A 12,379-nucleotide genomic window follows, 5' to 3' on the forward strand; every position below is an offset into this window, starting at 1 on the left:
TACTGGTTTCGTGGTTTCGTAGCGGCTACTGGTCCGAGGGCGGGATGTCCCGATACGGGGCGCGCGGCTGGGGGACGGCGTGCTGCTCGGAGACGTCGATCCTCGGCGCTGCGGTGGCCGGTGCGTCCGGGGTGGGCTTCCAGACGCCGGTGAGGTCCACCCAGCTGTCCGCGGCCGGGGCCGCACCGGCGGTGTGCACCAGGACGCGCAGCCGACGGGCGTCGGCCGCACAGCAGCTGACGACGAGCCGGTTGAGGTACCACTCGCCGGGCTGTGCGCCGGGGGAGACGAAGCCGGTGAGCCGGACCTTGCGGTCCGCCAGGCTCTTGTTCGGGTCGCGGCTGCGGCCGATGAACTCGGTCAGCGACATCGGCGTCGGCACCGTGACGGAAGCACCGGAATCGGCCGCGCTGCCCGGGGCGGCCGGCTGCTCGGACAGGTCGGCGTACTTCGCGGGTTCGACGACGGCGTCCGAGCCGTCCCGGGAAGCGGTGAAGGAACCGAGCGGGGGCGGGGTGAGGCAGAGCAGCAGCACGGCGGGGATGGTCAGCAGCCAGGCCACGCGCGGGCCGTGGTCGTGATCGTGCCCTTCCCCGTGTCCGTGTCCGTCGTCCTTGACGGGCCGGAGCCAGACCGCGTTGCCCTCGGCGTCCCGGCCGAACCGCATCACCGGCTCCTGCCGGTGGGCGGTCACGCGGCGCACCACGCCCGCGATCCCGAGCCCGAGCAGCACGATCCCCGAAGCGATCAGCGGGATCCGCAGGCCCTCCTTGACGTACTGCAGGAACACGTCGCTGCCGACGGTGATCCGCAGCAGGGCGGCGCCGACGAGTGCGACGAGCAGGGACGGGGCGAGCCCCCGGACGGCGGCCTTCACAGCAGTGGCCTTCACAGTGCCCCTCCGATCACGATGCTGGCGACAACGGCGACCAGGAAAGTCGCGCTGGAGAAACGGAGCGCGAAGGCGCGCCCGAAGGCGCCCGACTGGAGGGCGATCAGCTTGAGGTCGACCATCGGGCCGACGACCATGAAGGCGAGCCGGGCGGTGGGGGAGAAGCCGGTGAGGGAGGCGGCCACGAAGGCGTCCGCCTCGGAGCAGACCGCCAGCACCACGGCGAGGAAGGCCAGCACGGGCACACCCAGCCACGGCGAGTCGGAGAAGATCCGCAACACCGACGGCGGGACGAGCACGTTGAACGTCGCCGCGGCCGCCGCGCCGACCACCAGGAAGCCGCCCGCGTGCAGGAAGTCGTGCTGCAGTCCGCGCCGGAACTCCTCCAGCGGATTGCGCGCACCCTCGCCGTGACCGGTCGAGCTCTTCGGCAGCCGCAGCCACTCCGGCCGGCCGAACGCCACCCACAGCCAGCCCATCACGACCGCCGTGGCGAGCGAGGCCAGCAGCCGGGCCAGCACCATCTCCGGCTTGCCCGGGAAGGCGATCGCGGTCGCGACCAGCACCACCGGGTTGATCGCGGGCGCGGAGAGCAGGAACGCCAGGGCCGCCGCCGGAGCCACCCCGCGCCTCATCAGGCTGCCGGCCACCGGGACGGACGCGCACTCACAACCCGGCAGGACGGCGCCGGCCACTCCCGCCACCGGCACGGCGAGCGCCGGGTTCTTCGGCAGCACCCGGGTGAACACCCGCTCCGGGACAAACGCCCCGATCGCGGCCGACACCACCGTGCCCAGCACCAGGAACGGCACGCCCTGCACCACGATGGCGACCATGACCGTCCGCCAGGTCTGCACACCGCCCGCGTCCCACACTGTTACCAGCGCGGCCGCCGCCACGACCGCCGGTACTCCGATCAGCAGCGCCGACCTCCAACGTGGTGGCGGGGTTTCCGCCGGCGCCACTGGGAGGTGCCGGACGCTGCCGAGACTCGTCTCCACCAAGGTGACCGCTCCTCAGCCCACTCGCCGCCGATGCGTCGGCGAGACCTGTCTGCTCACCGTCATGTTCGGGGAGCCGGGGACAGAGTAGCGGTGATAATCATATTCATCTAGGTCTTCCGTACCGCTTCCGCAGTCGGTAGCCTGCGTTCACGGGCGGGTCCGACACCGCCGTGACCTCGGCGTTTCCGGTGCGGGTGCGAAGCACCTCAAGGGCGTCGTCGACGACGGCCGCGACCGGCCGTCAGCAGTGCTGCCGGGTGATCGGCGGAGGCGATCAGCGCGGCGAACACGGTGGTGACCGGCACCAGGCGGCCGTCGTCCTGCTGGTCGTTCGGGCCGATAGTTCCCGGGCCGGGTCTCGCTCTTCGCGCCCGCCTCCCAGCGACTGCCACTCCGTCTTGCCTCAGGAAGTGGTTTGCTCCCACGGCTCGGTGTGGGTGTGCACCACTCGCCCGGACCCGGGTGGCCGGGCGGGAGTCAGAAGGTGCTGGAGGGAACGGGATCGTCCGGCGCAGCCAGGCCGGGTCGCCCTTCGTCTGAATAGGCGGACGGGTATCGAGGCGAGTGGGCAGACATCCCGGTCTCCTGCGCCGTCCTGTCGATGGAGAGTTGTCAGAACTGGTGGTCGAACACTGCGGTGACGGGTGCGTGGTCGCTCCAGCGTTCGGCGTGAGACGCGGCGCGCTCGACGTAGGCCTCGACGGCCCTGTCGGCCAGGCCTTTTGTACAAACACATAGGTCAACCCTCCAGCGGATGGACGCCTTTTCTAAAAGAGTCCACTCGTTCGAGTGTGGGCTGTTCGAGGGTGTCCGCTGGCCTGGGCGGTAGGGGACCTCCTGTGAGCATCATGACGGCTTTGGCGCCGGTTCGGGCGGTGGTTGGTTCGCGTGTGTCGGACACGCACGGGGACGAGGGCAAGGTCTCGCATCTGGTGCAGGCGGAGTCGGCGACAAGGCACGCGGTCTCGAAGGAGTGGGAGATCGTCGGGTCCTTCGAGGACCTGGATGTCTCTGCTCAGATCACGCCGTGGAAGCGCCCGGACCTGGGGCCGTGGCTGACCGAGCGGCAGGGTGAGTGGGACGCGTTGGTGTGGGCGAAGGTGGACCGGGCGTTCCGGTCGGCGAAGGACTGTGCGGACGTGGCGCACTGGGCGGAGGAGAATCACAAGGTTCTGGTCTTCACCGACGATGGCATCACCCTGGACTACCGGGAGGGTCGCGAGTCGTCGTTCGGGAACGAGTTGGCGAAGGTGTTCCTGATGCTGGCGTCGATCTTCGCGGAGATGGAGCTCAAGCGGATCAAGGCCCGGGTGACCGCCGCGCACAAGCACCTGCGCAAGACGGACCGCTGGGCCGGCGGACAGCCGCCGTACGGGTACCGGATCGTCGACCGCCCTGGTGGAGGCCGCACCCTCGAACCGGACCCAGTCACGTCCGAGGCCGTGCGCTACATGGGCAAGCTCCTCCTGGAGGGGATGAGCCAGTGGATGATCGCCATGGCCCTGGAGGCCGCAGGCTTCGACACGCCGTCGATGCACGCGTACAAGAACCAGGGCGAGTCGTACTCGAGCAAGCGCAAGACGCCGCCGTCGAACCACTGGAATCCGACCAGCGTGGGGAAGATCCTGCGTTCGCCGGCGACGATGGGCCTGAAGCTGACCGGCCGCTCCGTGAAGGCGCGCAAGATCGCCCGGGACGCGAAGGGCCTGCCGATCCGGATGGCCAAGCCGCTGTTCACCGAGGAGGAGTGGGCCGCGGTCCAGGCGGCAATGGACGAGCGCGCGATCACGAAGGAACGCTCGAACGGCGCCTCACCCTGGCTCGGCGTGCCGCACTGCGACCGCTGCGGCGACCGGTTCTACCGGCAGGTGAACCTCGCCAAGAGCGGAAAGATCTACGAGTACTACCGGTGTGCGAAGACGGCCGGCAAACCGGCCTGCAAGGGCCAGTCCATCAAGGGCGAGCGCGTCACCGCCGCGATCACCGCCCTGGTGGAGCGGTTGGCCGGGATGGCTATGACGGTGCGCAGGTTCATCCCCGGCGAGGACCACACCGAGCAGCTCAACCACGTCACCCAGGCCATGCGTGACCTACGCGAGGAGAAGCGCCGCAACCTGTTCGACTACCCCGGCGGCGACGACGAGTACTCCGAAGCCCTCGAAGTCCTCGTCGACGAACGCCGCCGCCTCGCCACCCTCCCACAACGCCCCTCCACCTGGGTGGAAGTCGAGACCGGCCAGACCTTCGCCGACGCCTGGACCCAGGCCGACCAGGAAAGGCGCCGCCAACTCCTTCTCGGCCTCAAAGCCCGCCTCTACATGACACCCACCACCGAGGGCTGGTACCTGCCCGCCGAACTCGAAGCACGAGTGTCGAAATTGGAGTGCGTCGGAGGGAGTGTCATGAATCAGGTGAACACCCTGATCAAGGGAGACACTGATGAGCTCGCTGACGGATCACCAGATCGGGTCGGTTCCTGACGGAACGGTTTCGTCGGAGTCCGTGGACGCCGATGCCTTGGACATGGGTCCGAGGAAGAATACCGGCGGGTCGGATGTGGTGGCCTCGGTCGCCGAGCTGGCGACCGAGCAGGCCAGGGCCGGCGGGATGCAGCTGCTCGGTGAGGGCGGGCTGCTCCAGCAACTGACCCGGCACCTGCTCCAGGAAGCCCTGGAAGCCGAGATGGACGAGCACCTGGCCTCGACCGCGGAACCGGGCCGCTCGGTGCGCAAGGGCGGCAACGCGCGCAACGGCTACCGGATGAAGACCGTGATGACCGAGGCCGGACCGGTCACGTTGGAGGTGCCCAGGGACCGGGCCGGCACGTTCGAGCCCAAGGTCGTACCCCGGCACGCACGCCGGACCGAGGGCCTGGACAACCTCGTGGTCTCGCTGACCGCGAAAGGCCTGACCAGCGGCGAGATCGTCGCGCACCTGGCCGAGGTCTACGGCATGACGACCAGCAAGGAGACCGTCTCCACCATCACCGACCGGGTGCTGGAGGGCATGGCCGAGTGGCGCACGCGCCCCCTCGACGCGGTCTACCCGGTCCTGTTCGTGGACGCCGTGAACATCAAGGTCCGCGACGGCCAGGTCGCCAACCGACCCGTCTACGTGGTCCTGGGCGTCACCGCCGACGGCTACCGCGACATCCTGGGCCTGCGGACCTCCAGCGGCGGCGAGGGCGCCAAGTACTGGCAGTCCGTCCTGACCGAGATCAAGAACCGCGGCGTGAAGGACTGCCTGATCCTCATCTGCGACGGCCTGGCCGGCCTGCCCGACGCGGTCGCCCAGGTCTGGCCCCAGACCGTGGTCCAGACCTGCATCGTCCATCTGCTGCGGAACTCCTTCCGCTACACCTCCAAGCGGGACTGGGCGGCCGTGGCCCGCGACCTCAAGCCCGTCTACACCGCGCCGAACGAGCAGGCGGCCCTGGACCGGTTCGCCGAGTTCGCCGCCGCCTGGGAGGCGACCTACCCGGCCGTGGTGCGACTGTGGGAGAGGGCCTGGCCCGAGATGGTCCCCTTCCTCGCCTTCGACGCCGAGATCCGCAAGATCATCTGCACCACCAACGCCATCGAGAGCCTCAACGCCCGCTACCGCAGGGCCGCCGGCGCCTGCGGCCACTTCCCCAACGACCAGGCCGCCCTCAAACGGCTCTACCTGGCCACCCTCGCCCTCGACCCCACCGGACGCAGCCGACAACGCTGGAGCAACCGGTGGATGGCCGCCCTCATCGCCTTCGACGGACGCCTGTCAGCCGGACGGGCGTAGGCCAACCGGCCCACACCCACCAGGAAGATCAACACCTAGGCCAACCGGGTGCCGTACACCTAGATCGTGATAGTCCCCTTCCTCCTCTGTTCGGCTGGTCTGCGGCCATCATCGAGGACTCGCCGAGCGGCCGGCCGTCCCGGGGGGCGGCCGGCTACTCGGGTACTGGCGGCCGGAGCCGCGCCGGTTACTGGGTGATCGTGCGGAAGAGCCAGTGGAGCCTGGCGGTCGCGGCTCCGGGGCGGGTGATGGTGACCGTGTCGACCAGGGTGCTGCGGGTCAGGTCGAGGTGGTCGTCGGGGCGGGCGAAGTTGGACAGCAGGGTCCCGTTCGGGCCGTCGTTGGGCTTGCACCACAGGTAGCCGTTGTCGTCGGGGCGGTAGTCGCCCATGGTGACGAAGTCGCCGTTCTGCGGGGCCCGGGGGTGGGCCGCCGTGGAGTTGACGTACTGGTGGCCGTAGACGAGGTACACGCAGTTGTCGCCGCCGCCCTGCCCCGCGGAGATGGCGCTGAAACGCTGGTGGGACCCGTGCGAATCAGGGGCCAGGAAGACCGGGTAGGGCGCGGTCTCCAGATCGTCGACCGAGAGCGCCGGGGCCGTGCCGCCGGAGTCCGTCGCGACGATCTCGGTGAACTGCGTGCTCTCCTGGGGGTCCTGGAGGAACCAGCGCTGGTTGGCCGTGCCGTCCTGGTCGCGGGCCACGATGCCGAGGCCCGGGCCCAGGTCCGTGAGGAACTGGCGGGTGACGTAGTTCTGCAGGGTCCAGGTGCCGTCGCCGTGGGGTACCGGCTGCCAGAGCTGGTCGAGCGCCGCGTTGGGCCACAGCACCGTCCGGGCGTCGCGGGCTCCGCCCTCCTGGCCGAGGTAGCGGCCGGCGTAGGGCGCGTTGGCGTGGAAGAGGCGGTAGTAGCCGCTGTACTCCGGGTCGGGTGACAGGGTGAACACCTGCCCTTGGACGTTCGCCCGGTTGATCGGCTGGTCACTGACGGCGTGGGTGCTGCTGCCGGGGGCGGCCACGTTGGTGGTGGCGGCGTTGCGCAGCACGGAGGGGCCCGCCACCGGCACCGTCACCGCCCCGGAGCGCGGCGGGTTCGGCAGGTTGCCGACCTCCATCACGACGGGATAGTGGTCCGACAGCAGCACGTTGCCCGCCCGGTTGATGCCTTGCACACGGGGGTCCGTGGGGCCCAGGGGGGTGACCGCGTAGTCGAGGATGCGGTCCGGGGTCTGGTTCCCCAGGCGCCGGACGGTCGGATGGGTGGGCAGTGGCGGGGCGGTCACCGCGAACTGGCCGTTGACGGCGGTCGCCAGCGACGTGTCGGGGGTGTTCGGGTCGTCCGGCGGCAGCGGGATCCGGTTGAAGTCGCCGAGGGCGACCCAGGGCAGCGGGTTCTGGTTGGGGCCCGCGGTGGCCATCCGGGTCTGGATGTTCCGCAGCAGCCCGGGGTCGTCGTTGCCGCTCCCCGAGAGGCCGTGCACGGTGAAGTAGACGACGCCGTCGACGTTGACGCCGAGCGCGGGCCGGCCGGAGAAGCCGTTGTTCAGCCCTGCCTGAACGACGTACACGTCCTGCGACGGGACCTGGTGACGGGTCAGGATGGCCAGGTTGACCCGGCCCGTGTCGGAGTTGGGGTCGGTGTCCGTGTGCAGCCAGTAGAGGTAGCCCTGCGGCCTGCTGCCCGTTCCCCCGTACCGGTACTCGCGGACCGGGGGCGTGCGGCCGGCCCAGTCGAAGAACACCGGAGGGTTCTGCGGGATGTCCTGCTCGAACACGGCGCCGTTGGGCGGGGCGCCGGCCTCCTGGAGGGCGACGATGTCGGCCGCGTTCTGCAGCGCCAGCTGGTTCACCCCCAGCGTGTACTTGCTCTCGTAGGCGGCGGAGTCCTCGCCCGTCCCGCCGGCGGTCCCGGCGCCCTGCATGTTCCAGGTGGCGATCGTGCGGCGGTAGCCCGCGCGGGGGTCGAGCTCGCCGGTGTCCCGCAGGAACAGCGACGGCCGCTTGCCGACGTCCAAGGGGACGACGCCCTGCCCGGTGTAGTCGAGGGTCTCCCGGCCCGTCCAGTCGGGGATGGCCTGGCCGCCCTGGCCCAGCGGCTGGAACCTGCCGGGGTTGCCGTTGGCGGAGCCGAACTGGAAGGCGGTGCCGGGCTGGGTGCTGTACGGCGCGTAGGGCTCGTACGGTCCGCCCGGCGTCGCCTGCTTGGTCATCGTGTTGCTGTGGAAGACGTTCTGCGGGCCCGAGGAGCCGGACCACTTGACGGCCTTGGGGCCGGCCGCCCACCAGATCGGATACCACGTCCCCTCGTCGATCTCGCCGCCCTCGCCGCCGCAGTTGGTCGTGCAGCTGCCCGAGCGGTGCTCGTACGGGACCCTCAGCGTGTTCTGCTCGAAGAGGTTGTCGTGCTCCCAGCCGCCGTGCAGGTTGAGGTCGGAGTCGAGGTCGTTGCGGAAGGCGACGTTGCCGCTGGCCGACCACTGGAAGGTGAAGTGGCGCAGGTTCCGGCTGAGGTTGTAGGCGTACAGGGAGTCCCAGACCCGGCTGCCGCGCAGGTAGCCGTTGCCGCCCTTGCCCTTGTTCCAGGCGCCGTCGAAGCTGTTGCGCTCGATCTGGAGGTTGCGGGCGTCCTCGGTGACGATCGGGTGCGAGCCCGTCATCTCGGCCTTCAGACCGCGGGCCCAGTCGTTGGCGGCCCACTTGAAGACGATGCCGTGCATCGCGTACTCGGGTGCCATGTTGCCGTAGTTGTGCACGGCCTGGGCGGGGGTCAGGTCGTAGGTGCCGCCGCCGAGCTTGGGCAGGCCGCTCATGTCCTGGGTGAAGGCGAAGTCCTCGAAGCCGACGCCCTCGACCACCTTCAGCGGGGTGACCTTGCTGGCGTACGGCTTGTCGGCCAGCGCCGGGGAGCCGTCGGAGGTGGAGTCGACCGGGAGGTCCCACTCCAGCGGGCGGTCCAGGGTGACCGTCTTCGCGGCGGCGTCGACCGCGTTGACCCGGAACATCTGCTGCCGCATGTGGAGGTTGTCCATCTGGCTGCGGTCAGAGACGCCCTGCTGCTCGTAGAACTTGACGCTGTTGGCCGCGCCCACCCAGACGTAGCCGCCCGGGGAGAACTTCTTCATGTCGGCCTTGGGGTCCAGCTGCACGACGTCCTGGCCCTGGCGGGCCGCCCAGCCGGGGTCGGAGGCCCGGGCGGCGACCTTGATGCCGGAGGCCCAGTGCTGGTTGACGCTGCCCTCGAAGATGTCCTTGCGGTTCGCCGGGGCGGCGGCCCAGTCGTCCTGGTAGCGGTCGGCGATGTCCCGGGTCTGGACCCGGAACATGCCGCGGCCCGGCCAGATCCAGCCTCCGGTGCCGACGTCGTTGCCGCTGCCGGCCTTCATGCTGTCCTGGTCCCAGCGGCCGTTGACCAGGGTGTCGTAGCGGGTGTTGACGTCGGGCCGGAACACCAGGCGGGTGCCGCCGGCGCCGGAGCCCTGGCCGCGCAGGACGAGGTAGTCGGCGTCCACGGATATCTGCCGGGAGACGTCGATCCGGCCGGCGGGCAGGGAGATCAGCGAGAGGCTGTTGAAGTTGGCGTTCGGCGAGCAGGTGGCCTTGACGTCGTCGATGGCCTTCTGGAGGCCGGTCGTGTCGTCGGTGCCGTCGTCCGCCCGTACGCCGTACTTGGCGGCGAGCACGTCGGGGGTGATCCGGCAGGCGGCGTTCGTGGTCAGGTCGCCGTCGCCGGGCAGGGGCCGGCCGCCGCGGAAGCCGACGCGGGACCAGTCGGGCATGCCAGCCGCCGGGCCGGTGCGGTTGGCGGAGCTCAGGTCCGGGCCCTCGGCGCCGGGGCCGGCCGTGACGGTGCCGACCGCGGCCGGGGCCGCGGTGGCCGGCGCCGTCGCGGCGAGCGCCGGCAGAGTGAGGGAGAGCAGCAGGCCGGACAACAGCGCGGCCGTTGGTCGTAGACGTTTCACGGGACCTCATTTCGGGGGGTCACAGAAATGCCCCCGGCTCCTTGGACGAGACGGGGGCGGTGTGGTGAACGGCCCGGTCCGCCGGCAGTGGCGCCCGCGGACCGGCCGCGTCCGCTAGTAGCAGCCGAACCGCAGGCCGGAGATCCGGTCGTTCTTGTAGTAGTCGGGGCCGCCCGCGTCGTAGTCGGCCTTCTTGCCCCAGCTCCAGGCCGGCGCGTAGTCGACCTGCGAGGGGTGGAGCTCGCCGTACGGGTCGTCCCAAAACTCGACCGAGCACTGCGAGTTGTTGATCCAGGAGGACACCTGGTTGTCGGCCAGGGTCCCGTTCAGGAAGTGGACCTGCGTCAGCCGGACGATCAAGCCGCCGCTGCCGGCGGGCGGCGGGATCACGATCGCCTTCGAACCCGTGCCGCTGCTGTTCTGGTAGAGGCAAAGCGCCCAGTCCGGACAGCCGTCGTACGGGGGGTTGGCGGCGGAGGCCGGCGTCGCCGAGAGGAACATCATCGCCCCGGTGATCGCACCCGCGACGGCGGTGATCGCCAGCTTGAAGGATTTGAGGGTCACGGTGGAACTCGCTTTCCGGGTCTGCCTGCGGCTGTGACGCAGGCGGGTGACAGTGCTCGTGCGCGGCGGGCCCCGGGTCGGGCTCTTCGCACCACGAGACTCCCAGCGAGAGGGAGTCGGTGGCATCAGTCAAATGACTGCGGACCGCCACGACGCCCGGCGGGTGACGCTGCGTATCGGGAAACGGCCCAGAAACTGGTCAGCGCCGGCCTCCCGGGCGACATCGGCCTTCTCTGGGCGGGAGACCAGGCCGATCACGTTCCCGCCGTGCACGGGGAGCAGGATGCCGGACCACTCGTGGGCGGTGGCCATCAGGTACCGCCGGCCCACCGCCTGGGCGAGCGACCCGATGTAGAGGCAGGCCGCCGTCGCCACGCACAGCACCATCAGCGCCGCGGTCGCCCGGTGGACCATCCGCTCGGCGGTGGTGAACCTCCGCACCCGCCCATCAGGTCGTGCCACGTTCGGCGGTGTCGTCGAGCCAGCCGTCGACGTCATATCCGCGTTCCTCCCAGTAGCCGGGGACGACCCGGTCGGTGACCGATATGCCGGACAGCCATTTGGCGGACTTGTAGAAGTACATCGGCGCCACGTAGAGCCGGACCGGGCCGCCGTGCTCGTGGGCGATCGGCGCGTCCAGCATCCGCAGGGCCACCAGCACGTCGGAGCGCCAGGCCTGCTCCAGCGTGAGGCTCTCGGTGTAGGCCCCGTCGAAGCAGGTGAAGCGCAGGGCCCGGCCTCCGGCGCGGACCCCTGCGTCGTCCAGCAGGTCGGAGAGCTTCACGCCCTCGAAGGGCGTCCTGTCGACGCGCCAGCCGTCGGTGCACACTGGACGTCGTGGACGATCCGGGTCTGCGGCAGCGCTCGCAGGTCCGCGAGGGTGTACGTCCGTGCCCGGTCGACCAGGCCGTCGATCCTCAGCTCGTAGTCGTGCTCGCCCTTGCGCGGCACCGAGCCGACGACGCTGTAATAACGGAACCCGCCCGGGTTCGGCAGCAGGGCGCTGAGTCCGGTCGGGTCCGCCTGGGAGACCCCGGCCAGCACGCGTTCCGAGCCGGCCCGTACGTATGGTGCCGTGACCAGCCCCGCTGCCCCGGCGGCGAGCACGCCCGGCATCGTTCTGCGGGCCACGGGGGTGCCGTCCGGCAGGTTCTCGGCTTCTGATTCCGGCATCTGCATTGCTTCCTCCTCACGCGCCCCGGCCGGCCCGCTCGTGCGCGGGCCGGCCGGGGCGTACCCGAGTGTCGGGGTGCTCAGACGGCCACGGCCTCGATGGTGACAGGGATGTTGTCCCGGGTCGCCTTCGAGTACGGGCAGATCCGGTGGGCGGCCTCGGCGAGTTCCTCGGCGGTGCGCTGGTCGACGCCGCCGAGGCGCGGGGACAGCGTGGCCAGGAGCGAGAACTCGCCGTCTTCGCCGTGGTGGAGGGTGACCTCGGCGGTGACCTCGGTGCTGGCCAGCCTGATCGTGCGCTGGGCGGCGGCGTGGCGCAGGGCTCCCAGGAAGCAGGCGGCCCAGCCCGCGGCGAGGAGCTGTTCCGGGTTGGTGGCGTCGCCGGCTCCGCCCAACTCCTTGGGAATGGACAGGCGGTGGTCGAGCAGCCCGTCGGTGGAGCGGACGGTGCCGCCGTTGCGGCCCTCGCCGGTGACTTCGACCGTGGCGGTGTAGCTGACGGACATGGCGGGTCTTCCTTTCTCGGATTTTCTCGGAGTGACGCAACTGCCCCACGAGGCATCAGTACGTGCGGGACTGCTTCCAGTAGATGGCGCCCTGGTTGGAGGTGGCGAAGAGGTAGACCGTCGCGGCGTACGCGATCAGAGCGGGTGCGTACCGGGCGAGGAATCCGTTGCCTTCGAGGTTCCACCCCTGGAGCCAGCCCCCGTGGGAGTAGACCTGGGTCAGCTGGATCCGCGTGGTCTCCTGCTCGCGTACAGCCACCTGCCCCCACCCGGTGTTCGTCATCGCGGTGGTTAGCTGGCTACGGGTCAGTACGCCCGGGCACGCAAGGCATTTCCTCTCATTGAATTCCTTGGGTTCAACAGTCGTGCACGGCTGCGGCCCGGAGCATCGGTCACTTGACCGAAATCGTGATCCGCATTCCGCGGCCGGTTGTTTCCCGGAACCCCAGTCATTTGACTGACGACCCGCACGCGGTCCGAGGGTCAAGGGACGCTGGCCGCCCCGGCC

Annotated in this window: 9 protein-coding genes and 2 pseudogenes; 2 read left to right on the top strand and 9 right to left on the bottom strand. The window is 70.2% G+C overall.

Annotated features, from left to right (window positions below):
- Positions 1 to 25: 25 nt before the first annotated feature.
- The 3 genes and pseudogenes from ACIQ87_RS19185 to ACIQ87_RS19195 form a co-directional block, all read right to left on the bottom strand.
- Positions 26 to 892: a TIGR03943 family putative permease subunit gene (locus ACIQ87_RS19185; protein WP_402407919.1), complete on the bottom strand. Its 867-nt coding sequence runs from the start codon at positions 890 to 892 to the stop codon at positions 26 to 28.
- Positions 889 to 1,857 carry a permease gene (locus ACIQ87_RS19190; protein ID WP_402408268.1) on the bottom strand — a complete coding sequence of 323 codons (969 nt, stop codon included), beginning with the start codon at positions 1,855 to 1,857 and terminating at the stop codon, positions 889 to 891. The genes ACIQ87_RS19185 and ACIQ87_RS19190 overlap by 4 nt, the downstream gene beginning before the upstream one ends.
- Positions 1,858 to 2,508: 651 nt before the next feature.
- A pseudogene (locus ACIQ87_RS19195) lies at positions 2,509 to 2,622 on the bottom strand (exodeoxyribonuclease III); the annotation flags it as partial.
- A 122-nt stretch (positions 2,623 to 2,744) separates the two neighbouring features.
- Here ACIQ87_RS19195 and ACIQ87_RS19200 point away from each other — a divergent pair.
- Both ACIQ87_RS19200 and ACIQ87_RS19205 read left to right on the top strand, forming a co-directional pair.
- Positions 2,745 to 4,376: a recombinase family protein gene (locus tag ACIQ87_RS19200; protein WP_402408270.1), complete on the top strand. Its 1,632-nt coding sequence runs from the start codon at positions 2,745 to 2,747 to the stop codon at positions 4,374 to 4,376.
- Between the two features lie 43 nt (positions 4,377 to 4,419).
- Positions 4,420 to 5,670, top strand: coding sequence for an IS256 family transposase (locus ACIQ87_RS19205; protein ID WP_402407922.1), 1,251 nt, complete (start codon positions 4,420 to 4,422; stop codon positions 5,668 to 5,670).
- Between the two features lie 187 nt (positions 5,671 to 5,857).
- Here the strand turns inward: ACIQ87_RS19205 and ACIQ87_RS19210 are convergent, their stop codons facing one another.
- The 6 genes and pseudogenes from ACIQ87_RS19210 to ACIQ87_RS19235 all read right to left on the bottom strand — a co-directional run bounded on the left by ACIQ87_RS19210 (position 5,858) and on the right by ACIQ87_RS19235 (position 12,130).
- Complete coding sequence (locus ACIQ87_RS19210; RefSeq protein WP_402407924.1) at positions 5,858 to 9,628, bottom strand: endonuclease/exonuclease/phosphatase family protein; 3,771 nt, start codon at positions 9,626 to 9,628, stop codon at positions 5,858 to 5,860.
- 114 nt (positions 9,629 to 9,742) lie between these two features.
- The gene (locus ACIQ87_RS19215; protein WP_402407927.1) at positions 9,743 to 10,192 is read right to left on the bottom strand and encodes a peptidase inhibitor family I36 protein; all 450 of its coding nucleotides are present in this window, start codon (positions 10,190 to 10,192) and stop codon (positions 9,743 to 9,745) included.
- A 129-nt stretch (positions 10,193 to 10,321) separates the two neighbouring features.
- Entirely contained in the window at positions 10,322 to 10,654 is a 333-nt protein-coding gene (locus tag ACIQ87_RS19220; protein WP_402407930.1) for a hypothetical protein, read from the bottom strand.
- Positions 10,641 to 11,365, bottom strand: a pseudogene (locus ACIQ87_RS19225) (molybdopterin-dependent oxidoreductase). The gene ACIQ87_RS19220 and the pseudogene ACIQ87_RS19225 overlap by 14 nt, the downstream one beginning before the upstream one ends.
- 80 nt (positions 11,366 to 11,445) lie before the next feature.
- Positions 11,446 to 11,871 carry an organic hydroperoxide resistance protein gene (locus tag ACIQ87_RS19230; RefSeq protein ID WP_402407932.1) on the bottom strand — a complete coding sequence of 142 codons (426 nt, stop codon included), beginning with the start codon at positions 11,869 to 11,871 and terminating at the stop codon, positions 11,446 to 11,448.
- A 55-nt stretch (positions 11,872 to 11,926) separates the two neighbouring features.
- Positions 11,927 to 12,130, bottom strand: a complete 204-nt coding sequence (locus ACIQ87_RS19235) for a hypothetical protein (protein WP_402407935.1) — start codon at positions 12,128 to 12,130, stop codon at positions 11,927 to 11,929.
- Positions 12,131 to 12,379 lie beyond the last annotated feature (249 nt).

The sequence above is a fragment of the Kitasatospora sp. NPDC096204 genome (genome assembly GCF_044763205.1).
In the GTDB taxonomy this organism is placed as follows: Bacteria; Actinomycetota; Actinomycetes; order Streptomycetales; family Streptomycetaceae; genus Kitasatospora.

Bases quoted from the DNA above. Each gene is read 5' to 3' on its own strand.
- ACIQ87_RS19230 (WP_402407932.1), bottom strand. From the start codon at position 11,871: ATGTCCGTCAGCTACACCGCCACGGTCGAAGTCACCGGCGAGGGCCGC.
- ACIQ87_RS19205 (WP_402407922.1), top strand. From the start codon at position 4,420: ATGGGTCCGAGGAAGAATACCGGCGGGTCGGATGTGGTGGCCTCGGTC.
- ACIQ87_RS19200 (WP_402408270.1), top strand. From the start codon at position 2,745: ATGACGGCTTTGGCGCCGGTTCGGGCGGTGGTTGGTTCGCGTGTGTCG.